Origin of the sequence: Streptomyces flaveus, from assembly GCF_014647675.1 — a bacterium.
GTDB lineage: Bacteria > Actinomycetota > Actinomycetes > Streptomycetales > Streptomycetaceae > Streptomyces > Streptomyces flaveus.
Genome location: NZ_BMPQ01000020.1, coordinates 73,048 through 96,436, shown reverse-complemented (window position 1 = coordinate 96,436; position 23,389 = coordinate 73,048). Strand labels below are relative to the sequence as shown.

General features: G+C 69.6%; 17 protein-coding genes and 1 pseudogene. 7 read left to right on the top strand and 11 right to left on the bottom strand.

Annotation, left to right across the window (positions count from 1 at the left end):
- Positions 1-442: 442 nt before the first annotated feature.
- Entirely contained in the window at positions 443-1,678 is a 1,236-nt protein-coding gene (locus tag IEZ21_RS31250) for a glycoside hydrolase 5 family protein (RefSeq protein WP_189325272.1), read from the bottom strand.
- 129 nt (positions 1,679-1,807) lie between these two features.
- Between IEZ21_RS31250 and IEZ21_RS31245 the strand changes: the two genes are divergently transcribed.
- A complete protein-coding gene (locus tag IEZ21_RS31245) occupies positions 1,808-2,845 on the top strand; it encodes an N-acetylglucosamine kinase (RefSeq protein ID WP_189325219.1) in 1,038 nt (345 codons plus the stop codon).
- The gene (locus IEZ21_RS31240) at positions 2,839-5,094 is read left to right on the top strand and encodes a glycoside hydrolase family 3 N-terminal domain-containing protein (protein ID WP_189325218.1); all 2,256 of its coding nucleotides are present in this window, start codon (positions 2,839-2,841) and stop codon (positions 5,092-5,094) included. The genes IEZ21_RS31245 and IEZ21_RS31240 overlap by 7 nt, the downstream gene beginning before the upstream one ends.
- Here IEZ21_RS31240 and IEZ21_RS31235 read toward each other — a convergent pair.
- The 6 genes from IEZ21_RS31235 to IEZ21_RS31210 all read right to left on the bottom strand — a co-directional run bounded on the left by IEZ21_RS31235 (position 5,058) and on the right by IEZ21_RS31210 (position 14,651).
- On the bottom strand, positions 5,058-5,939 hold the full coding sequence (locus tag IEZ21_RS31235) for a carbohydrate ABC transporter permease (protein ID WP_189325217.1): 882 nt from the start codon (positions 5,937-5,939) through the stop codon (positions 5,058-5,060). The two genes, IEZ21_RS31240 and IEZ21_RS31235, sit on opposite strands and share 37 nt — an antisense overlap.
- A complete protein-coding gene (locus IEZ21_RS31230) occupies positions 5,936-6,982 on the bottom strand; it encodes an ABC transporter permease subunit (protein WP_189325216.1) in 1,047 nt (348 codons plus the stop codon). Before IEZ21_RS31230 ends, IEZ21_RS31235 begins: the two co-directional genes overlap by 4 nt.
- A 3-nt stretch (positions 6,983-6,985) precedes the next feature.
- On the bottom strand, positions 6,986-8,353 hold the full coding sequence (locus IEZ21_RS31225) for an extracellular solute-binding protein (protein WP_189325215.1): 1,368 nt from the start codon (positions 8,351-8,353) through the stop codon (positions 6,986-6,988).
- Between the two features lie 138 nt (positions 8,354-8,491).
- Positions 8,492-9,244: a peptidyl-prolyl cis-trans isomerase gene (locus tag IEZ21_RS31220; RefSeq protein ID WP_189325214.1), complete on the bottom strand. Its 753-nt coding sequence runs from the start codon at positions 9,242-9,244 to the stop codon at positions 8,492-8,494.
- A complete protein-coding gene (locus IEZ21_RS31215) occupies positions 9,241-13,524 on the bottom strand; it encodes a glycoside hydrolase family 38 N-terminal domain-containing protein (protein WP_189325213.1) in 4,284 nt (1,427 codons plus the stop codon). Before IEZ21_RS31215 ends, IEZ21_RS31220 begins: the two co-directional genes overlap by 4 nt.
- Positions 13,525-13,760: 236 nt before the next feature.
- A complete protein-coding gene (locus IEZ21_RS31210; protein ID WP_189325212.1) occupies positions 13,761-14,651 on the bottom strand; it encodes a MurR/RpiR family transcriptional regulator in 891 nt (296 codons plus the stop codon).
- 242 nt (positions 14,652-14,893) lie between these two features.
- Here IEZ21_RS31210 and IEZ21_RS31205 point away from each other — a divergent pair, with 242 nt between their 5' ends.
- Positions 14,894-15,658 (top strand): sugar isomerase domain-containing protein, encoded by a 765-nt coding sequence (locus IEZ21_RS31205; protein ID WP_373302339.1) that lies wholly within the window; start codon positions 14,894-14,896, stop codon positions 15,656-15,658.
- A 507-nt stretch (positions 15,659-16,165) separates the two neighbouring features.
- On the opposite strand, the gene IEZ21_RS31200 is transcribed toward IEZ21_RS31205, so the two are convergent.
- A complete protein-coding gene (locus IEZ21_RS31200; protein ID WP_189325271.1) occupies positions 16,166-17,374 on the bottom strand; it encodes an MFS transporter in 1,209 nt (402 codons plus the stop codon).
- Positions 17,375-17,428: 54 nt separating this feature from the next.
- Here IEZ21_RS31200 and IEZ21_RS31195 point away from each other — a divergent pair, with 54 nt between their 5' ends.
- The 3 genes and pseudogenes from IEZ21_RS31195 (at position 17,429) to IEZ21_RS31185 (ending at position 20,679) form a co-directional block, all read left to right on the top strand.
- Positions 17,429-18,172 (top strand): helix-turn-helix transcriptional regulator, encoded by a 744-nt coding sequence (locus IEZ21_RS31195; RefSeq protein ID WP_189325210.1) that lies wholly within the window; start codon positions 17,429-17,431, stop codon positions 18,170-18,172.
- A gap of 43 nt (positions 18,173-18,215) precedes the next feature.
- Positions 18,216-19,307, top strand: a pseudogene (locus IEZ21_RS31190) (IS630 family transposase).
- Positions 19,308-19,443: 136 nt separating this feature from the next.
- On the top strand, positions 19,444-20,679 hold the full coding sequence (locus tag IEZ21_RS31185) for an MFS transporter (protein WP_189325209.1): 1,236 nt from the start codon (positions 19,444-19,446) through the stop codon (positions 20,677-20,679).
- A gap of 253 nt (positions 20,680-20,932) precedes the next feature.
- Here the strand turns inward: IEZ21_RS31185 and IEZ21_RS31180 are convergent, their stop codons facing one another.
- Together IEZ21_RS31180 and IEZ21_RS31175 are read right to left on the bottom strand one after the other, a co-directional pair.
- Complete coding sequence (locus tag IEZ21_RS31180; RefSeq protein ID WP_213089373.1) at positions 20,933-21,142, bottom strand: DUF397 domain-containing protein; 210 nt, start codon at positions 21,140-21,142, stop codon at positions 20,933-20,935.
- Positions 21,139-22,005 carry a helix-turn-helix domain-containing protein gene (locus IEZ21_RS31175; protein WP_189325208.1) on the bottom strand — a complete coding sequence of 289 codons (867 nt, stop codon included), beginning with the start codon at positions 22,003-22,005 and terminating at the stop codon, positions 21,139-21,141. The genes IEZ21_RS31180 and IEZ21_RS31175 overlap by 4 nt, the downstream gene beginning before the upstream one ends.
- Positions 22,006-22,155: 150 nt before the next feature.
- On the opposite strand from IEZ21_RS31175, the gene IEZ21_RS31170 reads away from it, so the two are divergent.
- Entirely contained in the window at positions 22,156-22,647 is a 492-nt protein-coding gene (locus IEZ21_RS31170) for an ATP-binding protein (RefSeq protein ID WP_189325207.1), read from the top strand.
- A 284-nt stretch (positions 22,648-22,931) separates the two neighbouring features.
- Here IEZ21_RS31170 and IEZ21_RS31165 read toward each other — a convergent pair whose 3' ends face one another.
- A complete protein-coding gene (locus tag IEZ21_RS31165) occupies positions 22,932-23,288 on the bottom strand; it encodes a hypothetical protein (protein WP_189325206.1) in 357 nt (118 codons plus the stop codon).
- Positions 23,289-23,389 lie beyond the last annotated feature (101 nt).

Here is a 23,389-nt window from a genome sequence, read left to right as displayed (position 1 = left end):
CGTCACGCCCACCCGCACGGCCAGCTGTCGGGCAACGGACAGTGGCCCGTCGGCACGGCGACTACTCGGCCGCGACAGACACCAATGTGGAGATCACCCGGCATGGTGAGCACCGGTGACCGCGGACGATGAACAGCCCGTAACGCTCATGACGATGCGGGTGTCCCGTGACGGCGGCCGGACGTGGGCGGAGCCCACCGACGTAACGAGCGCCGAGCCGCTGGCCACGGGCGCCTGGCCACCATGTCGATGTCGCCGGTGCGCGACCGCGAGGGCGGGTCGGGGCGGGGGCGGACCCAGGGTGAGTCGCACAGCGTGAGCACTTCTCCCGCTTGTGTTCACGCAGCGCTCGTTTGAGTGCCTGAAGGGCATTCCTCCGCCGTGTGTTCACGATTTGCGCGACAGGGGTCATGGGGCCGCGGTGCCAGTACGTCAGGTGAAGTCAGGGCATCCGAATGAGTTCCCTGAGGCCTCGCGCACTCAAATACCCCGCATCATCCGCCCATGCCGCCCTCACCACCGCCGGGCGTACCCCCTCGATCCGCAGCCGCATCCACTCCTCGAAGTACGCGCCGCCCGGGCCGGACACGGAACGGGTCGCGGGTGTGCAGTCCAGGACCAGGGCGGTGTCGCGGGGCTGCGCCCGGTGGGAGCCGGTGCGCAGTTTTGCCACCGCGTCGGCGAGAGCTGAGGCGATGGGCTTGGTGCGGCCCGTGGAGTCGAAGAGGCCCAGGGTGTACTCCAGTTCCGGGAAGTCGGTGAGGGAGCGGTCGACGTCGTGGGAGCACCACCACGTCACGCCCCACAGGTCCGTGCAGTCGGCCGCGTTCAGGACGGTCGCGCGGGCGAAGTCCGGGGCGTCGGACGCGGGGATGTGAGGCTCGGGCGCTCCGGTCTCCTGGACCCAGACCGGGCGGGCCGGTTCGGTGGCGTACGCCTTGGCGAGTTCGACTCCGTACTCGGCGAGGTGCCGTACCTGCGGGGAGCGGGGGCCGTAGCGGCGTGCGCAGTCGGCGGAGAACACCCAGGGGTGGACGGTGGTCAGGTCGCCCTTGCGGGCGGAGGCCTCGGGGGTGAAGGGGTGGTCGTCGCCGTACCAGGCGGCGTCGTACGCGGAGTGGGTGACCAGGCCTTTCGCGCCCAGTCCGGAGCGGGCGGCGGTCAGCAGCGTGTCGAGGTAGTGGTCCACCTGGTCGGGGGTGACCGGGTTGTGTTCGACCAGGTTGTTGAGCTCGTTGCCGAGCTGGAGGCCGAGGAGGTTGGGGCGGCCGGCCAGGGCGCGGCCCAGGACCCGTAGCAGTTCGGCCTGGGCCTCGATGGCCTCGGGGTCGGTGAACACGTTGCGGTGGTGCCAGCTGCGGGTCCACTCCGGGTAGAAGTCGAAACTGGACAGGTGGCCCTGGATGCCGTCCACGAGTACGTCGAGGCCGGCCTCGGCAGCCAGGTCGACCAGGCGCACCAGCTGGTCGACGGCGGCGGTGCGGATGAGCGTGCGGTTCGGCTGGAGTAGCGGCCAGAGGTGGAAGATCCGTACGTGGTCGAGCCCCAGGCCGGCTATCTGCGCCAGGTCCTCGCGTGCGTGCGCCGGGTCGAAGTCGTGCCAGGAGTGGAACCAGCCGCGTCGGGGGGTGTAGTTGACGCCGAAGCGCAGGCTTGCGGGCGCGGTGGGAGTGTTGATGAGGACCTCCTCCGGTCGGGCCCGTCGGAACCGTCGGTTCTCGTCCGGAACGGTTCCGGAACGTTCGGATCTCGTCGGACCCTTGCCGGACCTTGTCTCAGGCGAATGTATCAACCACCATGGTCGCCAATGAACAATGATTTGAACCAGGATTTCGTGGTCGGCCTGGATGCGGGCGGCACCCGTACGCGCGCCGTTCTGGCATCCGTGCGCGACGGCCTCCCGCGGGGTGAGGGCGCCGCGGGACCGGGCAACGCCCTGACCGTCCCGGTGCCTCAGCTCACCGACCACCTTGCCGAGGCGGTCGCACAGGCCGTGCCGGAAGGGCTGCGCGGCCGGGTGGCGGCGGTGGCGGGCGGGTTCGCGGGCGCTTCGCGGACCGCCGCGGACGAGCCCGGCCGGCTCAACGCCCACTCCGCCCTCGCCACGGCGCTGCGGCGGCTGGGCATCGCCGCCGTATCGGTCGAGGTCTACAGCGACATCGAGGCCGCCTTCGCCTCCGCGCCCGGCACCCCCGAGAACGGCCTCGCCCTGGTCGCCGGCACCGGCGCGGTCGCGGCCCGCATCACCGACCGCCGCTGCACCGCCACCGCGGGCGGTGACGGCTGGCTCCTCGGCGACGACGGCAGCGGTTTCTGGATCGGGCGCGAGGCGGTGCGTTCGGCGCTGCGTATGGCGGATGGGCGGGGCGGTTCTACGGTGCTGGCTGCCCTGGTCGGCCGGGAGTTCGGGCTTCCGGCCGACGTGTTGCCGGGCGGTGGTGAGGCGGAAGGGCCCGCCTTCACGTCCCGGGCACAGCGCGAGGCGTATCGCATGCGGCTGCTGCCCGCGGTCATGGCGGAGCCTCCGATCCGGCTCGCCGGGCTCGCACCGCTGGTGAGCGAGGCGGCCCGCGGCACGGATGCCGTCGCCACGGCCATCCTCCGCGAGGCGGCCGATCAACTCGCCGATACGGTACGTGCGTTGGGCTGCCGCCTGGGGGAACGGCTGGTTGCCACCGGCGGGTTGCTCGGCGCGGGAGGGCCTCTTACGGAGGCGGTGCATCGTCGCCTGGAGGAGCTCGGGCTGGACGTCGACCGGGTGACGGACGGCTGTGGCGGTGCCGTGGCGCTGGCCCGGCTGGAGCGCGAGTTCGACCCGGCAACGAAGCGGCCGACCGCATGCTGACCCCCAACCAGACTGCCCTCTACCGCAACCCCACCGCCCCCATCGAAGCCCGCGTCCGCGACCTGCTCGGCCGAATGACGCTGCGCGAGAAGGTAGGCCAGCTCAACCAGCGCATGTACGGCTGGAACGCCTACCGCCGCACCCCATCCGGCTTCGAACTCACCGAAGCCCTGCACGCCGAAACCGAGCGCTTCGCCGGTCTCGGCGCCCTCTACGGACTGCTGCGAGCCGACGCCTGGTCGGGTGTCGACCACGCCACCGGAGCCGGCGCCGCGGACAGCGCCGCGCTCGCCGACCTGGTGCAGTGTCACGTCGTCGACAACAGCAGGCTCGGCATACCGGCCCTGTTCGTCGAGGAGGTCCCCCACGGCCACATGGCCCTGGACGGCACCGTCTTCCCCGTGAACCTGGCCGTCGGCGCCACCTGGGACCCCCAGCTGTACGAGCAGGCCGCCGCCCACGCCGCGGCCGAACTCCGTTCCCGCGGCGGCCACTTGGCGCTCGTCTCCGCACTGGACATCGCCCGCGACCCCCGCTGGGGCCGTACCGAGGAGTGCTTCGGCGAGGACCCGTACCTCGCATCCCGTCTCACCGAGGCGCTCGTACGCGGCATACAGGGGAACCCCGGCGATCTCTTCGCCCCCGACAAGGCCCCCGTCGTGCTGAAGCACTTCGCAGGCCAGGGCGCCACCACCGGCGGCCGCAACTCCGCCGAGTCCGAACTCGGACCACGGGAGCTGCATGAGATCCACCTCCCCGCCGCGAGGGCCGGCGTGCGCGCCGGGGCCGCCGCCGTGATGGCCGCGTACAACGAGGTGGACGGCATGCCCTGCTCTGGCAACCGAGCCCTGCTGCACGACCTGCTCCGCCAACGCTGGGGATTCGAGGGCCTGGTGATGGCCGACGGCCTGGCTGTGGACCGGCTGGCCCGGATCACCGGCGGCAAGGTCTCCGCGGGTGCGCTCGCCCTCAACGCCGGTGTCGACCTCAGCCTGTGGGACGAGGGCTTCACACACCTGGAGGAGGCCGTCGAACGGGGGCTCGTCTCCGAGCAGACCCTGGACGCCGCCGTCGCCCGCGTCCTGCGCCTGAAGTTCCGCCTCGGCCTCTTTGAACAGCCGTACACCGCAAGCCCGTTGCCGCCTCCATCCGTCGGCCGGGACCTGAGCACCGCCCTCGCCCGAGCCGCAGTCACCCTCCTCCACAACAACAGCGGCGTCCTCCCCATCTCCCCGACCGCGACCCGTATCGCCGTCCTGGGACCGCACGCCGCCACCACCGCTCACCAACTCGGCGACTACACGGCCCCGCAACGCCCCGGCACCGGCACGAACGTGCTCGACGGGCTGCGGCGGCTCGCCCGGCCCGGCACGGACGTACGCCACGCCCGCGGCTGCGCCCTCACCGGCGGCGACATCTCCGGCATACCCGAAGCCGTCACTCTGGCCCGCGAGTCCGACCTGGCCGTGCTCGTGCTCGGCGGCAGCAGCGCCCGTACCCCCGAGACCGGCTTCGCCGCCAACGGGGCAGCACAAGAGACCGGTTCCGAGATGACCTGCGGCGAGGGCGTCGACCTCGCCAGCTTGCGGCTCGGCGAGGCGCAGTACGAGCTGTTGCGCGCAGTCTCGGCGACCGGCACCCCTGCCATCGTGGTCCTGGTGCAGGGGCGCCCCCACGCCGTCCCGGAGGCTGCGGACCTCGCGGCGGCGCTGCTCACCGCCTGGTATCCGGGACCGTGGGGAGGAGACGCGATCGCCGAGGTCCTGCTCGGACACGCGGAACCGGTCGGCCGCCTCCCCGTCTCCGTCCCGCGCTCGGCGGCCCAACTCCCCGTCTACTACAACCACAAGGACACCGAGTACGGCTCCTACGTGGACGAAAGCGCCGAGCCGCTGTACTCCTTCGGGCACGGGCTGTCGTACACGACCTTCGCGTACGGTCCACCGCGGCTGTCAGGGCGCACCGTGGAGGCCGACATCACCAACACAGGCCAGCGTCATGGCCGTTCCGTCGCCCAGCTCTACCTGCGTCGTCTGCGTACCAGTACCCCCGTTTGGCCGCGCACGCTGGAACTGCACGGTTTCCAGGCCGTCGACCTGGCGCCGGGCGAGACCCGTACGGTCACGTTCTCGCTCGGCGCCGACCTGCACGGCACGGTGGTCGAGTTCCGCATCGCCGAGTCGGCGCGGGAGGCGCTGACCACCGCACCGACTCAGAGCTTCACGGCCCCCGAAGAAACCCCCCGATAGAACCACCGCTGCGTGATCACAAACAGAATCAGCACCGGAATCACCGAGATCACCGACCCCGCCATCACCATCCGCTGGTCGTACCCGAACGACGAGGACGACAGCCGCGCCAGACCCAGCGTCAGCGTGAAGTGCTCCTCCGAGCGCAGCACGATCAGTGGCCAGAGGAAGTCGTCCCAGGCGCTGATGAAGGTGTTGATGGTGACGACGAGGATCGCGCCGTACGCGGACGGCAGATACAGATACCGGAACCGCTTCCACTCACCCGCCCCGTCCAGCATCGCCGCGTCCTCGATCTCGCGCGGCACGGCGAGGAACGCCGCGCGCATGATCAGTACGTTGATGGCGGCGACGAAGCCGGGCAGCCAGACGCCGACGAGGTTGTCGACCAGGCCCAGGTCACGGATGCTGAGGAACAGCGACACCATGATCGACTCGAAGGGGAACATCATGGACGCCATCAGCAGCACCCACACCAACTTGCGGCCCTTCCAGGCGGGCTTGGAGAGCATGTAGCCGGCCATGGTGGAGAAGACGAGCTGGCTGGTGATCGAGATGACGGCGACGAAGAAGCTGTTCCTGATGTACGTCCACACCGGCACCTGATCGAAGACCTGGCGGTACGCCCGCAGGGACGGGTCCTGGGGAAAGAGGGAGGCGCCCGCGCCGAAGACGTCCTCGCCCGCGCCCTTGAGTGACGACAGCAGTTGCCACAGCAGCGGGCCGACGGTGATGCCCAGGACGAACAGCAACAGCAGGTAGCGGACGATCAGTTCGCGGGGGCGGCCGTAGTCCCGCCAGCGGGGCATCAGGCGTCGGCGTTTCACGACAGCTGTCGTCGTCATGCCTCGTCCTCCTTGGTCAGGCGCTGTGCGAGCAGCGTGAGGCCCAGGGTGAGTGCGAAGAGGGCGACGGAGACGGCGGCGCCGTAGCCGGCGTTGCCGGTGAGCGGGTCGAGGCCGACGTCGCGGATGTAGAAGGGGAGCGTGCGGTCGGCGCCGCCGGGGCCGCCGGTGGAGCCGCCGAGCATGTAGATCTCGGTGAAGATCCGTAGCGAGCCGATGCCGGTGAGGGTGCCGACCAGCATCATCGACGTACGTACGCCGGGCATGGTGATGTGCCAGAAGCGGCGGATGGAGCCCGCGCCGTCCACGGCGGCGGCTTCGTGCAGTTCCTTCGGGACGTTCCCGAGCGCGGCCAGGTAGAAGATCATGTACCAGCCGAGGCCCTTCCAGATCGTCAGGCCCATCGCCGAGAGCAGGATCAGCCACGAGTCGGAGAGGAAGGGGATGGCCTCCTTGATCAAGTGGCCTTTCTGCAGCCAGGTGTTGACCAGGCCCTGGTCGCTCAGCAGCCACTGCCAGCTCAGGCCGACGACCACGCTGGAGGCGAGGACGGGGGTGTAGAAGGCGGAGCGGAAGAAGCCGATGCCGGGCAGGTTCTTCTCGACCAGCACGGCCAGCATCAGCGGCAGCAGCACCATCAGGGGGACAACGATCACCGCGTACAGCAGGCTGTTGCGGGTGGCGAGCCAGAAGTCCGAGTCGCCGAACATCCGGGTGTAGTTGTCCAGGCCCACGAAGCCCGCGGCGCCGCCGAGGGGTTTGGCGTCGGTGAAGGACAGGATGAGCGTGTTGAGGAACGGCCACACTCCGAAGACCGTGACGCCGACGACGGCCGGGGCCATCCACAGCCAGGGCAGCCACCACTTGCGGTAGAGCGCCGCGCCCCCCGCGTCCGGCGCCGGGCCGGGCGTCACGGAGCGGAGGGCGCGGCGCAGCGGCCCCGGCGGGTGTGGTGAGGGGGAAGCGCCGGGGCGCGGGGCGCCCGCCCCCGGGGAGGTGGGGGCGGGCGCCTTGTCGAGAGTGCGCAGGGGGCGTACGGCCATGGGTCAGCTGCCCTGCTCGATCAGCTCGTTGGCCTTGGACTGGGCCTCGTCGAGGGCGTCCTGGGCGCTCTTCTTGCCCTGCATCGCCAGCTGTATCTGGGCCACGATGGCGTTCAACTCGCCGGGCGTGAGGGCGATTTCGTCGGCCGTCGAGGTCTGGCGGTCATCGGCGACGATCTTCCGGGCCTCGGAGAAGGGGTCGGTGCCCTCGACCTTCTGGAAGAAGGGGTCCTTCAACGACTCGGTGGTGGAGGGGAAGATGACGACGTTCGGGTCCTTCGCCCACTCCAGCTGGTTCTGCGCGTTCGTCAGGAACTGTGCGAAGGCCAGCGCGGTCGAGGCGTTCTTGCTGGTGGAGGCGACACCGACGTACTGCGGGGCGCCGACGGTGTGGCCGAGTGCGTCCAGCATGTAGGGGGCGACGCCGGTCTTCTCGTAGACGGTCGGGTTGTTCTGCTGGATGAAGCGCAGGAAGTTGGGGTTGGTGGGGCCGTAGACCAGCTTGCCCTGGCCGTAGACGTTGGCCGGGTCCTGGGTGGAGGAGAGGGAGTCCCTGGGCATCCCGCCGGCCTTGTAGAGGCTGGTCATGGCCTCGACCCACTGCACGGTCTTCGGGTCGTCGGCGAAGGTGAACTTCTTGCCGTCGGAGGACAGCACCTCGATACCCATCTGCTGCCAGTGGGCGGGGATGTGGTGCTGCGGGTTGGCGAGGAAGGCGTAGTAGTCGCCGTCGGAGGCCTTGGCGACCTTCTCGGCGTCGGCGAACAGACCGAGCACCGTGGTCGCGGGCTTCGCCGGGTCCAGGCCCGCCTTCTCCATCAGCTCGGTGTTGAAGGTCTGCAGGATGCCGCCGGAGTACCAGGGCAGCACGCTGTGCACCTTGTTGCCCTCGGCGTCGGCGTACGTGGTGGACTTCCACATCGCGTCCGTGAACGGCTTGCCCGCGTCCGGAGCCTTCTCGTCCAGGTTGAGCAGGTAGCCGTTCTTCGTCAGCGCGATCGCCGTGTTGACGTTGATGTTCACGACGTCCGGGAGGGTGCAGCCCTGCGCGTCGGCGACCAGCCGCTGGGTGAAGGTGGCGTCGCCCGGGTCGTCGATCCACTTGATCTTCGTGTCCGGGTTGGCCTTCTCGAAGGCCTTGATGACGCCGTTGAAGTAGTCCCCGAAGTCCTTCTTCACGTTGGTCGTCTGGAAGGTGATGTCGCCCTTGACGTCGCCGGTGAGCTTCCCCGAGCCGACATTGCCCTCGTCGACCTTGCAGCCGCCGGCGGTGGCCTCGCCGCCGTCCGAGCCGCCGAGGCCGCAGCCGGCGGCTGTCAGGGACAGAACGACGATGGCCGCCACGGATCCGGTCAGTCTTCTCGCACGCATGGGATGCCCTCCTGCGAACAGGTATCTGGGGATGTGCTGGTTCAATTCACCAACTTGGACTCCGATTGATGAAAAGGTGGACCAAAATTCATCGGAGGTCAATGGGGTGCCGTGTTGCTTTTGGGTTCCGGCTCGGGGTCAGTGCCGGTGCTCGTGGTCCGGGTGCGAGGGGTCGCCCGGGTGTTCGTGGCCGACGGCGTACACCACACCGGCGCGGGCCCGGTCCAGCCAGGCGAAGAAGGCGCGCCGGCCCGCCGCCTGCCGCAGCCCGTGGGCGATGCCCTCCCGTACGTCCGCGTACGGCAGGAAGTCCGCCGGTGTCGCGCCGCCGAAGGGGTCGACTCCTCGCCGCAGGGCGTCCTGGGTGAGGAAGCGGTCCCGGTTGCGGTCGTAGTAGTCCCGTACGGCTGCTTCGGGGAGGTCCTGCTCGTCCGCGAGTTGGGCCAGCAGGGTGCGTGCGGCGGGGGAGTAGGCGAGTACGACCGCGACGATGCTTCCGAGGTCGGCCACGTCGCCCCCGTCCACGGCGAGCACTTGGAGTGTCTCCCGGGCCGGGGGCTCGAGCCCGCGCTCGGTGCAGGCGCGGCGGGCGAGTTCGTCGGCGACGACGATCTGGGTGGCCCAGCGCCTTCGCTGGCGCCGCAGTCGCTCCGCGGGAAGGGCAGTTTGAGAACTGCGGGCCGGCTGTGGCTGGTCGCTCCCCCACGCTCGAATCGAGCTCGCGCGGGGGGACCCCCATCGCGGCGGAGCCGCATATGTCACGGCCCCGCGCCCCTGAAGGGGCGCTTCGCGCGGAGGCATCGCTTTTAGCAGTGCGTCCACCTGTGCTGTGGCGATTGCTTCGCCGTGCACCAGCGCCGCGGCCCCCTCGGGCGGATGCACATGTGTCACGGCGTCACCTCCAGCGGAACCGCCTCGGTATAGGCGACCTGCCCGTGCCAGGCGACCTTCGCCATCAGCCAGTACGAACCCGGCGGCACCGCCCGCCCGTCCACCTCAATGACACACTCCGCCTGCTCCCCGGGCGCCACGGCGAACCCTTGGCAGCCGGGCCCCACCCCCGGCCAGGTGCCCCACGAGGAAACCGCCCACAAGGTGCCAGTGATCGGACCACGGGTCGTGTTCCGCACGCTCACCGGAACCCGCCCCCGCTCACCCCTGCGCACACTGACCCGCTCAACTCCCAGCCGGGACACCAGGGTTGGGCCAGTACGCCCGTCCGGCTCGCCCTCCGGAACCGCGCCCGGCACATCGAGGGCCACGACATCCTCGTACACCTGTCCGCCGTACGACAGCCGCGCGGCGAGCCAGTGCCGGCCGGGTACGGCATCGGGGGCGGGCGTCACGGTGCACTCGGCGAGGGTGAATCCGCCGGGGCCCAGCGCGTACGGCAGCCGGGCGGGCTCGGCGACCCAGTCGGGCGGTACGTGGAGGGTCACGTCGCCCGACACCGGGGCGTCGGTGAGCTCCGAGGCGACCCGCACGGTCGCGGTGACGGGTCCGTCGAGGGTGAGCGCGCTCGGTGAGACGTACACGGTCACGGGCATGTTCCCGCGCGGTGCGGGGCCGGAGTTGTGCAGCCAGTACCGGGTGGGGACGGGTTGGGCGGGTTCGTACGCGGCGATCCCGGGACCCTGCGTCGCGCTGGGGGAGCCGTCCCCAGGTGTCGCCAGCACCGTGGCGACCTCGAACCCGGTCAGCCCGACACCGAGGACACCGTCCTCCGGGACCAGTGGTTCCCCCGGCGTCTCCAGGACGTCGGCCCGAGAGCCGACCATCCACGGCAGTGGCCCACGCACCCGCGCCCGCACCGGACGGCCCGACACCTCATGCATCCGCACCGCGATCCCACGCCTCGGGTCGGCCGGTGTCACGCTGCCCCGGGCCAGCGGGGAGCCGAGCGGCTTGAGCGCGTCGAGCAGTACCCGGCCCTCCGGCTCAAGCCCCAGCAGAGCCGTCCGTCTCGGCAGTACGGAGTCGTCATCCGCCGCCCGGCCGCCGCGCAGCCGCGCCGTGAGCGGATGGTTGAACTCATGGCCCGCCTGCGGGAGTTGGAGCTCGCGCCAGTCGCCCTCGCCGCCCATCACCGCGTACTCGAAGGTGTGGGACCAGCGCTGGAGCTGGAAGGACGAGCCGTCGGGGGCGGTACGGCGCGGAGGGTCGATCCAGATCCCCGAGGGCCAGCCGGTGCAGGAGCGCATCAGGGACATGTAGAGGTCGCCGGAGGACGTGACCACGCAGCCCGGCGTGCCGCGGTTGAGGACGGCGAAGCTGCGGCCGTCCCAGGCGTCACCCGGTGGCAGGGCCTCACCACCGCCCGCCGCGGTGGCCCGTACCGTCGCCTCCTCCAGGTCGGCCACCAGCTCGGCGACCGCCTTCGCGTCGTCCTCGGGACGGGCACCCGCCACCACGAGCAGCGGCAGCCGCTCCAGGTCACGCAGGTCCGCCCCCGGCACCCACTCCTCGCGCAGCCCCGCACGCGGCGCGACCCACACCGCCGCCACACCCCGCTCGGCCAGTTGCCGCCGCAGTTCGCGCCCGGCGGCCGGGTCCCAGCCCAGCGCCTCGGCGACCACGGAGTTGCGGTCGGGGGCGCCGACGGCGATACGGATGTCGGGGAGGTTGGAGTCGACCTCCAGGTCGCCGTAACGAGGACCGTCCGCGATCGTCGAGGTCGCCGTGACGCCCGCACGGACGAGGGCCGCCGCGAGCGGGGCCCCGAGCTCGCCGGCCTCCTCCCAGGAGCCGTAGATCAACTCGGCGACCCCGATCGACCGGTGCCCGAGCAACGTGCCAGCGTCGTCCCGGAGTTCGGTCCGGGCGGTGGAGCCGAGCCCGAACCAGGTGTTCGCCGGATTGTCCAAGGTCCAGGGAAACTGCTCGCTGTCGACGTCCACGAACCCGAACCCGCGCCCGATCACCGCGTCCGCCACCTCATGCACCGGCAGCCCGCCCCGTACGTCCGACGGCCACCGCACCCGGATGAGCCGGTCGGCCCCGTCGTAACCGTCGATGGTGGTGGACACGTCCAGCCGCGCGACCCCCTTCCACAGACACAGCCGTTGCGTGTAGCGGAAGAGGCCGAGGTCCGCGGTGACGGTGATCCGGGATCCGGCGGGGGAGTGCTCGACCTGTACGTCGGCGGTCACCTCGCTGCTGCGGGCGGCGGTCGTGCCGGTCGGCGTGAGATGCCAGGGGCCCTCGCCGAAACGCGGGTGCCTCGGGTACTCCTCCTGTACGACCAGCTCGTTGCCGATGTCCCCGGCGCGCAGCAGGTCGCGGCCGCCCTCCGCCAGCGCGCGCAAGCCGCTCACGCCCCCGCCGCGCGCCGGATCGACGGTCACCTCGTAGAACTCGTTGCGGATCGTGGTGCCTTCGCCGGGCGCCCACTCGGCCACGGAGCCCTCGGCGAGCGGCAGGGCGCGCAGGCCCATGCCCGGCACTTCCGGTACGACCACGCGGAGTTGGCCGTCGTCGTCGCGTACGGCAGGCAGCGGCAGACCCGTGTCGTCGAGCGGTACGAGACCCGGGTCTGCCAGGGTGAGCACGTCCCGCCGCTCCCAGGTGGCGGAGTTGAAGACGACCAAGTCCGGGCCACCGCAGGGCAGTTGAGCCACCTGCCGGGCCAGGGCATCGGTCGCGTCGGCGTGCACCGTGTCGGCCAGGTCGTACAACTCCCGCCAGCCTGTCAGCAGGTCGATATAGACCTGGTCGGACTCGGAGCCGGTGACGGCGTCATGATGGGCGCCGTAGATCAGCTGCCGCCACGCCTTGTCGAGCGCCGCGTCCGGATACGGATGCCCGGTGACCATCGAGGCGAGCGTCGCCCACGCCTCCGCGTCGGCGAGCAGCGTCTCCCCGTACCGCTGCGCCTGCTTGGTGTCGATGTACGAGACGTCCTTGCCGGTGTAGACGGGGTTCATGTCCCGTGTCTGCGGCGAGGCCTTGCGGCCTTCCTCGTCGAGCTCCGCGCGAACGGCGGCGAAGAAGTCCCTCGGGATCGCGCTGACGAAGCGCGGCCAGACGTAACGGGCGTTCCAGTCCCGGTGGATGTCCATCACCCAACGGCACGGCGGCGCGTAGTCCCCACCGACCGGAAGCAGCACATTGCGCGTGAGCGCCACCTGCTTGAGCCCCTTGAACAGCTTGTACGCGGCGGCTTCCGCCTTGGGCAGCGTCGGCGCGTTGTCGATCGCCCAGCCCGCTCCGTAATGGTTGACCATGTAAGCGGTCAGCAGCCCGCGCCCCGAGGGAGCGATCCACGAGAACTCCGCCGGGAACTGCATCCGGTTCGGATCCCTCGGCTCCTCCCCGAAGACGGACAGCGTCGGTCCCCACTGGTGGAAGGGCCCACGTGCCCACGAGCTGGAGCTCAGCCCTGCGTCCGCCATCAGCCCCGGGAACTGGGGATCGTGCCCGAAGGCGTCCAACTGCCAGGCGGTTTCGGGGGACGCGCCCATGACGGCTCGCTGGAAGCCGTCGCCGTACACGGCGTTGCGTACGGTCGCCTCGGCCCCTGTGAGGTTGGTGTTGGGCTCGTTGTACGTACCGCCCATGATCTCCACGCGACCGGTGCGGATCAGCTCGCGCAGAAAGGCGCGCTCCTCCGGGAAGGCGTCCCAGTACGGCTTGAGGTAGTCGACCTCCGCGAGCACGAAGGTGTACGCCGGATCGCGCCGCGCCAGATCGCAGTGGGCCCGCACCAGGCTCATCCCGGACTGGCCGCGCGAGTCGAAGGTACGGGCCGGGAGGCCGGTGGAGGCGGGGTCGTCGGCGACGTCCCAGGTCTCGGTGTACGCGGCCTGGGTGTTCCACCAGACGGGGTCGTAGTGGAAGTGGCTGACCATGAACATGGTCCAGCCGGGCTCGGCGACGGTGAACTCGCCGGTGTGGCGGGTGAGTTGGTCCCCGTCGGCGGCGGTCACCGTGATCTCGCGACGCTCGCCGACGGCGAGCTCGGGCTCGGTGACCACGGGGATCTCGGCGCGCACGGTGCCGTCCTCGGCAGCGGTGGCCTCGGTCTCGCCGGTCACGCCGGGGCCCTCGACGGTGAGGCGGACGGTCCGGCCGGGGAGGTGGCTCAGCTCGACGGCGACCACCTGGCGCGGCTGCTCGGTGGTGCCGACGGTTCCGACGAAAAGCTCGGTCGACTCGACAGAGGTGACGCGCATGGGTCTCCTACGAGAGGGCTCGGCGGAGCCACATCCTGACACCGGAGGGATGGTTCAAACAACCATGCGTGCGCGTTGCTGGTGGTTCATCCATGCAAGAGGTGCGCCTACGCGAGCCTCCGGTGCAGTATCCGCGCCCCTGTTGAGGGCCGCAGGCCCCTCAACAGGGGCGCGGGGAACTGCGCGACCAGCCCCCACCGGCCCGCAGCCGAATCACTGCACCTCCAGCGGAGCGCTCAGCGGGAACGGCGCGTCTTCACCGCATGCTGCGGCGTGATGTGGTCGGTCAGCGCCAGCGAAGCGCTCGCCCGCTGGTAGGAGAGCTGGGCGACCCGTACGTACAGGCAGTCGATGAGCACCAGCACCGAGTGCCGGCCGCCGATGCTGCCGGTGCGCCCGGGGAAGATGGTCTCCGAAGAGGTGGAGGTGAGCCGGATGTCGGCGGCCTTGGCGAGCGGCGAGCGCGGGTCGGAGGTGATCGCCACCGTCGTGGCACCGCGCTCCTTGGCGAGCTCGAACGGCTCGATGGTCTCGCGGGTGGCCCCCGAGTGCGAGATGCCGATGGCGACGTCCGCCGGCGTGAGCAGGGCCGCGGAGGTGGCCGCGGCGTGCACCTCGGTCCAGCCGCGTACCGAGCAGCCGATGCGGAACAGCCGGGTCTCGGTCTCCTGCGCCACCGCGCCGCTGCCGCCGACGCCGTAGACGTCGATGCGCCGGGCGCGGGCGACGGCCTGGGCCGCGCGCTCCATCGCGTCGAGGTCGATCCGGTCGATGGTCTGCTGCACCGCGCGCAGGACGGCGCTGCCCACGACCTGGACGACGCGCTCGAGGTCGTCGTCCGGGGAGATGTCCGGGCCGATCTCGGCGCTGCCCCAGTCGGAGACCTCGCCGCGACCGCGTTCCTGGGCGAGTTCGATCAGCAGATGCTGGTACGAGTCGAGCCCGATGGCCCGGCAGAAACGGGTCACTGTCGCCTGCGAGGTCCCGGTCCTGCGGCCCAGTTCGGCGGCCGAGGCGTGCGTGACGCTCGCCGGATCCTCCAGGATCAGCTCGCCCACCTTCCGCAGGGAGCCGGCCAGCCGGGGCAGCTCGGTGCGGATGAGTGAGGTGACGTCCGTAGGGGGCATCCGATCTCCTTGAAACTGGCCGCTGAGAAGGTAACAGCCACCGTACAACTGGCTTGTTGAAATTCAGGACCGGCGGGTACGGGGGTGCGAGTGGACGCGGCTGTGGATGCGATCGGGATGCGGCTGCGGATGTCGCCCGTGGTTGCCCGCTGATCGCGAGGTGTGTTTTATTCATTCACGTACGGATGCACGCGATGGTGGTTTCAGCCACCGGTGGGGAGTACCCCTTGTCTGTCGAGTCCGTGAACGGCGGCTCCGTGAGCGCCGACGGCTTCGCACGCGAGAGCCTGGCTGTCCTTGACCGGGTCACCGGGTCCGCGCGCGAGGAGGTGCGGCGTGCCGCCGAACTGATCGCCGACTGCGTGAGCGCGGACGGCGTCATCCAGGCCTTCGGCACCGGGCACTCCCAGGCCATCGTGCTGGAGGTCGCGGGCCGCGCCGGCGGCCTGGTGCCCACCAACCGGCTGAGCATCGCCGACTTGGTTCTGTACGGCGGCGAAGACGCCGGAGTCCTCGACGACCCGCTTCTGGAGCGCAAGTCCGGTGTCGCCCGGCGGATCTACGACCTCGCCGCCCCACGCCCCGAGGACCTCTTCGTCATCATCTCCAACTCCGGCGTCAACAACGTGATCGTGGAGATGGCCCTGCACGCCAAGCAACAAGGCCACCGCCTCCTGGCCATCACCTCGGTCGCCCACACCCGCGCCGTCCCCGCCTCCCACCCCAGCGGCAAGAAGCTCGCCGACTTGGCCGACGTCGTCCTCGACAACGCGGCCCCATCCGGCGACGCCCTCCTCGAACTCCCCGACGGCGGCGCCGTTTGCGCCCTGTCCACCCTCACCGGCGTGATGCTGGTCCAGATGGCCGTCGCCGAGGCGACCTCGCTCCTCCTGGCCGCCGACCGACGACCGCCGGTCTACGTCTCGGCCAACGTCCCCGGCGGCTTCGAGAGCAACCTGGAACTGGAGAAGCATTACGCGGGGCGCATCCGCCGCACCGCGAGCTGAGCCGACCTGGCACGGTACCCGCGGCAACGGCCTCGCTCGAACGCCACCGCGCCGGTGGAGACATCTTGAACTCTGGATGTCCTGAGTTGAGGGTGGCGACTCGTGCCCGACGCACCGCTTGGTCGATGACCGAGTCACTGCTCCAGGCGGCGAACCTGGCCGAAAGAACTTCTCGACGAGGTTCATCGTCCCAGCTCAGAAGGCGCCTTGGCGTTTCGTCCCTCCGGCTCATCCCAACCGAAACAGCGGAGCTAGGCGTGCCGGGGTCCGGTGAAGGCCGCGAGCTCACCCTTGTAGAGGACCACCAGCGCGTCACAGGTGCACCGGCAGTACTCGACTTCGCCTGCGGACGTCGAGTGGCTGGACAGCAGCTGCCACGAAGGCTGTCGCTGAGCGGCCAGGCAGCCCCAGTCCCTCAGGGGGCACGTGTGCTGCGATGACGTGCTCGACGAGCCGTTCACGTCGTCGGCCCGCTGCGGCCGTCCGGCCGCCGGACCTGCAGGTTGGTCAGCGTTGATCGCGCGCGGGAGAGGGTTCGGCATCCGTGTCGTCTCCGGTCTGCTGCGCCGCCGTGGGCTTCGGCGCGCTGGGTTCGGGCAATGTGCGGAACAACAGCCAGCTCAGGGCGGGCATCAGGATCAGTGGTGTCAGAGCGGTACGCAGCGAGGTCGCGTCGGCGATGCTGCCGATGAGAGGGCTGACCAGGCCGCCGATGCTGACGGTCAGCCCGAGGGTGATCCCGCTGGCGGTGCCGACTCGTGTGGGCAGGTAGTCCTGGCCGAGGGTGACCTGCAGTGAGAAGGGGACGTACAGGCCGACGGAGGTCAGCGCCACGAACACGTAGATCGCCGGGCCGGGTATGAACACGATCCCCGTGACGGCGGCGACCGTGACGAGGTACGACCAGCGGGCGACAGTGACCCGGTTCCAGCGATTGGCCAGGCTGCCGCCCAGCACAGAGCCCACCGCGCCGCCGAGATAGAGCACGAACAGCGCCGCGGCGCCCGCTGCCGTACTGCCTCCCAGACGCTGCTGGACGTAGAGCGAGATGAATGTGCTCAGGCCGATGAAGACGATGGACCGGCAGATGACGGCCAGCGACAGCTTCACGAACGAGGCCTTGTCGTCGGCGCCCGTCGCAACTGCGGTGCCGAAGCCGCCGCATCCTGTCTTCTGCAGTGCGCGCAGGACGGGCAGACACAGCACACTGCCGGCCAAGGCCGGCACCACAAGCAGCGGCGACAGGCGCAGACCGCCGCAGGCGACGACGGCGGTGACCATGAGCGGTGCGGCGGCGAAGCCGAGGTTGCCACCCAGGGAGAACCAGCCCATCGCGGTGTGGCTGCCCTCGCTGACGAGCCGCGCGACGCGGGCGGACTCGGGATGGTAGGCGGCGACCCCGACACCGGACACCGCCACGAACACCAGCGTCAGAGCGTAGGAACCACTCAAACCGCTCAGGGTGATACCCAGTCCGCCGAGGATCGTACTCACGGGCAGGAGCCAGGGCATCGCCCAGCGGTCAGTGAGTGCGCCGAACACCGGTTGTGCCACCGAGGACAGCAGAGACGCGGCGAGCACGATGCCCGAAACCGCGGCGTAGCTGTAGGCGCGCTCGGTGACGAAGAATGGGACGAGTGACGCGACAGCGCCTTGGTAGGTGTCCACGCAGGCGTGGCCGAACGACAGCAGGAGGATCGATCTGTTCCTTGGCACATCGCCATGGTCATCGCGGCGCGCCATGGCGCGCTTCCGATAAACTGCCAAACAATGACAGAAATCCGCCACGAGCCTGTAGCGCCGACCCGCACCCAGTGGCTGGCGCCCGGAGCCGCCATCGACGCCCACCGCCACGACGACCACCAGATCGTCTACGCAGGCCGAGGAGCGCTGGCCGTAACGACCAGCACCGGTTCGTGGATCGCGCCGGGTACGCGCGCCATCTGGGTACCGGCCGGCACCGTGCATGCCCACCAGGCTCACGGCGAACTCGAACTGCACCTGGTCGGCCTTCCCGCGCCTGACAACCCGCTCGGCCTGGACGAGCCGACCGTGCTGACAGTTGGGCCCCTCCTGCGGGAATTGATCCTCGCCTACACGCACACCCCGCACGACGACAGCCCCGAACGCGGGCGGCTACGGGCCGTGCTGCTCGACCAGTTGCGGGCCTCACCCCAGCAGCCCCTGCACCTGCCCACCCCAACCACCCTTCCACTGAAGGCAGTGTGCGAGATCCTGCGCACGAATCCGGCCGACGACCGCACCCTGGCCGCACTGGGCAGGGAGGTCGGCGCCAGTGACCGCACTCTCTCCCGCCTCTTCAAGGCCGACCTCGGCATGACCTTCCCGCAGTGGCGCACCCAACTGCGCCTGTACCACGCCTTGGTACTGCTCGCCGAGAACATCCCGGTGACCACCGTGGCACACATGTGCGGCTGGTCGTCCGCCAGCGCGTTCATCGATGTCTTCCGCCGGACCTTCGGACACACTCCAGGAGCACATCAGCCCCGCTAGTGTCCTGCGCCTGAAGTTCGATGAATATTTGTAGGCTGTCCGTGTGGCGCGTAGAGGACGGCCGGTGGCCGAGGTGACGTTGACCGACGACGAGCGAGAGACGCTGGTGCGCTGGTCACGGCGGGCGACGTCCGCGCAGGCTCTGGCCCAGCGGTGCCGGATCGTGCTGGGCTGCGCGGAGGGGAAGTCGAACCAGCAGGTGGCCGCCGAACTCGGTATCTGGCCGCAGACGGTGGGCAAGTGGCGTCGCCGTTTCCTGGAGTCCCGCCTGGACGGGCTGGGCGACGAGCCGCGCCCCGGCGCTCCCCGGAAGATTTCCGACGAGCAGGTGGAAGCGGTGGTCGTCGCCACCTTGGAACGCGCCCCGAAGGACGCCACGCACTGGTCACGCGCGTCGATGGCGGCCGAGAGCGGACTGTCCAGGTCTACCGTGGGGCGGATCTGGCGCACCTTCGGCCTCAAGCCGCACCAGGTGGACACCTTCAAGCTGTCCAATGACCCCTAGTTCATCGACAAGGTCCGCGACATCGTGGGCCTCTACCTCGACCCGCCGGAGAAGGCCCTGGTCCTGTGCGTCGATGAGAAAAGCCAGATCCAGGCGCTGGACCGCTCGGCACCCGTGCTGCCGATGATGCCGGGCATGCCCGAACGCCGCACCCACGACTACGTCCGCCACGGCGTCACCACCCTGTTCGCCGCCCTGGACGTGGCCACCGGCGAGGTGATCGGCTCCATCCACCGCCGCCACCGGGCCGCGGAGTTCAAGAAGTTCCTCACCAAGCTCGACAAAGAGGTCCCCGCCAACCTCGACGTCCACCTCATCTGCGACAACTACAGCACCCACAAGGCCCCGGCCATCCGTAAGTGGCTGGAGGCCCACCCCCGTTTCCACATGCACTTCACGCCCACCTACTCGTCCTGGCTCAACCAGGTCGAGCGGTGGTTCGGCCTCCTGACCGACAAGAAGATACGACGCGGAGTCCACAAGAACCTCCAGGCCCTGGAACGGGACATCCGCGCCTGGATCGCACAGTGGAACGACGACCCGAAGCCCTTCGTCTGGACGAAGGACGCCGACGAGATCCTGCAGCGTCTCACCGCATATCTTGATCGAATTCCCGGCGCAGGACACTAGGCGGTGTCTTCAAACGTGCGTAGGCGCTGGCTTGTCGAACGTATTCCGTTGACCGAGGGGCGGCCGAGGCACGAGACTGTCGCCCTGGTCGGGATCAACGGCATACGTGGGACGGTGTGCGGTGGCTGGCTCGGACATGGCCCGTGACCTGCAAGTCAAGGAGACCTCGTCTGATCCGCCGCTGTGGACAGCGGACTTCCGGCTGTTCTTCGCCGCCCGCACCACCTCTCTGCTGGGCGACGCGATGCTCCCCGTCGCGATCACGGCCGCCGTGATCCGGGCGGGATACGGGGCGAGTGGAGTGGGCTATGCGCTGGCCGCGCTCGTAGCGCCGTTCGCAGCACTGATCATCTTTGGCGGGGTGCTGTCCGACCGCTTCGGTGCCCGGCGGCTGATGGTTGTCTCGGACACAGTCCGGTTGTGCTTTCAAGCGGTACTCGCGCTGCTGTTCCTGCTAGGTACGCCGCAGATGTGGCAGATCCTGGTGCTGCTGGCCCTGGTCGGGGCGGGCAGCGCAATCTTCCAGCCGGGAGTCGCCAGCATCACCCCGCGCATAGCCCGGGACGTGCAGAAGGCGAACGCCACCCTCCGCATCTCGGAGTCCGTCACCGTCGTGATCGGCCCGTCGCTGGCAGGCCTGCTGCTCGTGGTCTCCTCACCGGCAACGGTGGTCGCCCTCGACGCCTTGACCTATGGAGTCAGCGGCGCCTGCCTACTCCTGCTCCGCTCGGTCCCGATGGGCCCGGCCGAGCGAAGCGGCGTATCGTCGTTCCGGTCCGATCTCGTCGAGGGGTGGCGGGAGTTCCGGGCCAGGACCTGGCTGTGGAGTGTCATCGTCGTCTTCATGCTCTGGCAGCTGGCCGGCGCCGGCCCCACCATGACCCTCGGCAACAGCACGCTGGTCACCGACTACGGAGCATCGACGTTCGGCTTGGTCATGTCGTCCCTCGGGGCGGGAAGTGTGCTGGGCGGGATCGTCGCGATCAGACTCCGCCCGCGGTATCCGCTCCGGGCCGGCGCCCTCTCCATGATCCTGTGGGCGCTCATGCCGTTAGGGGTCGCTCTCGGCCTTCCCGCGCCGCTCATCGCCGGGTGCTACGGGGTGAGCGGCGTGGGCATGGCGTTCTGGATCGTCATGTTCCACACGAGCGTGCAGACGCACATCCCGCAGGACGTCCTCGGCAGGGTGCACGCGTACGACGCGGCCGGCTCGCTGGTGATGAAGCCAGTCGGGCAGGCGGTGGCGGGGCCGCTCGCGGTCGTCGCGGGGACGGTGCCGCTGCTGTGCGTGTCCGCGTCCATGGCGCTCGTCGCCTGCGCCCTGCTGCTGGCAATCCCGGCCGTGCGCGGCCTGAAGCGCGTAGAGCGCTAGCCGCCCGTACCCCCTCGATTGTTCATGAGTCCTCGTCGGTGTGCTGACGGGGACTCTGTGTTTGCGAGGTGCGGTCTTTCGAGGCTGGGGCAGGTTGACGGCCTGGTTGTCGCGTCGGGTGGGCGCCGGATTCCACTTTCCCGGTGTGGTGGTTCGGCACACACTGCTTTGCTGCCACAACCTGGTGACCGTTTCCGGTCACGGTGCCACGCAGGTGCGGTTGCCCGCGTTGGACCTCTGGGCGTCGTCGGGTTCAGTCCAGGTGGGCGATGAAAGCGCGCCAGGCTTCAGGGCTGAACGTGATCGGTGGGCCGGTGGGGCGCTTGCTGTCGCGGACGGGGACGAGGGCGGGGACGTTGTCGGCGATCTCGACGCAGTCGTGCTCCGCGCCGCTGGCGGATGCCTTGCGCCATATCGCCCCGGTGAGGTCGGATGCGTACAACTCGGCCTTGGGGTCGGTCACTTCCGGTGGCCCTCTTCCAACTCGGCGATCCTCGCGAGCGAGTCCTCCACGGGAAGCGCCGTCGCACGGATGCGTTCGAAGGCCTTGGCGAAGGGCGTCGCGTCGTTGCCCTCAACGTACGTCGCGCCGCTGAGGTTTTCCAAGAGCACTACAGATGGCATGGGTTGGGGAAACCCGGTCAAGGTGAAACCGCCCACCACGCCGGGATGCGCGGTGGAGTCCAGCGGCATCAACTGAACGGTGACGTTCGGCATGTCCGACACGTCGAGGAGCCGCCGGAGTTGCTCCCGCATGGTCGGGGGACGCACGGCGAAGCGCTGGTGCAGCGCTGCCTCGTGGACGATGGCCCACAGCTCCGGAGCCGTACTCGGACGGGAGAGGACGGACTGCCGGGCCATCCGTACCTCCGCCAGGGCGGTGACCTCCTCCGGCGTGCGTGATGTGGTCACGCCGGCGATCGTCTCGCGCGCGTAGGCAGCCGTCTGCAACAGCCCAGGCACGACCAGCGGGGACCATGCGCAGATCGACTCGGCGTCCGATTCGAGGGAGATGTAGTCGGCGTAGGTGGGCGAGACGATCGCGCTGTAAGTCTGCCACCAGCCCTTCTTTCCGGCGTCCCGTGCCAGGGCGCCCAGAGTGTCCCTCACCCGGGTGTCGTCCACGCCGTAGACCGTCAGCAGGGAGCCCACATCTGCGGGCCTGATCGCCTGGGTGGCGCCCTCGATCTTCGACAGCTTCGGCGCCCTCCAGCCCATGGCTCCAGCGGCGGCGTCGAGCGTCATCCCCGCTTCATTACGAAGGCGCCGCAGGCTCGCGCCCAGTCGACGGCGTCGAACGGTCGGTACGAGTGGTGAGTTGGGCATGTGCGGAGTCTGGCAACGCTCGCGAGGAGATCGCACACCGTCGCGAGAGCTTCACTCATTCGGGTCGGAAGTTTTCTACCCAAGGGAGAAAAGCTCGCGGGTAGCTGAAGCTGGGGCCGTTCCGATCGTCCACCAGGGAGACCCCACGCCATGCAGCCCACTCCGCCCCTCACCACACTTCTCGACGCCGCCACAGCCCATGTACGAACCATCCCCGGCTTCTACGTCCGCTCCCGCCCCCACGGCTTCGCCGCACACATCTGCGCCTCGCCTCAAAACCTTTGCCAGGTACGCCAATTGACAAGCACAGAACTGATGGCCCAGGGCATGAAGGCCGACACCGTCGACTCCGCCCAGCTCGTCCTTTCCGAACTCGTAGGCAACTCGGTACGGGCCTACGGCGATCACGTACCGCTCGTGGTCGAGGTGTACGTGACGTCGCACGGCGTCGCGGTGAACGTCCACGACCCGGACCCCGGCACCCTGCCCAGGCGCCGGGCGACTCCGCTCGACAGCGCGGAGGCGGAGACCGGGCGAGGACTCGGGCTGGTCGACCTGCTCGCGCCGGGATGGCACGTACGGCGCTCGGCAATCGGGAAGCAGGTGCGCTGCCGCGTGCCCGCCGAACCCAGCTGGAACTGAAGGACTTGCTCCTGCCCGCATCGCAGGACGGCGTGGTCCGGAAGTGCACCGCCCTCGCGGGGGCGGCATTGACACCGGACGGCGCTACGCGCGGGGGACGGTCACGCAGCGGATGACTGGCCCGGCATAACCGCCGGGAAGGCGAGTCGGACTCCACGCACGCGAGCGCGAAAGGCTGCGGCAGCAGGGCCGCCTGGTGCTTGGTTTGGTTCGCACCCCCGAGCTACCAAGAGGCCCTGCTGCCATGCGCCGACTCTCGCGTGATCACCGATCAGGAACGCTGCTCAGTCCTCCCACCAGACGGAACCTGCGTAGATCCAGCCACACCAGTCGTTCGTGCGGTCAGAGTACTGAACCTTGAACCACTCATTTCCGTGGCTGTTCCTGACGCCCTTGAAGAATGCCAAGGACGCATCCCGGGGCACGGTCTTCACGACGGAGGCAGACTTGTAGTAGGTAGTCCTGATGTACCCCTTGTCGACGACGACCGAGACCCGGTCGGTGGCCGTGCCGCTGCATGCGCCCTGGACGGCGACAGGTAGTTCGGGCGGGGTGGCGGCAGCAGCAGGCGACGCCCCCAGGGTTCCGATCATGATCGCGGATGCAGCTGTGGCTCCGGCCAGACGATGAATCTTGCTCATCAGGTCACTCCCCGTTGAGGATTGTCATTTCTGTCCTCGGCCAAGCTAGGGGGAGAGTGTGTCAGCCCGAACCTGGAACTCTTCAGGTTGACCTCGGGCCG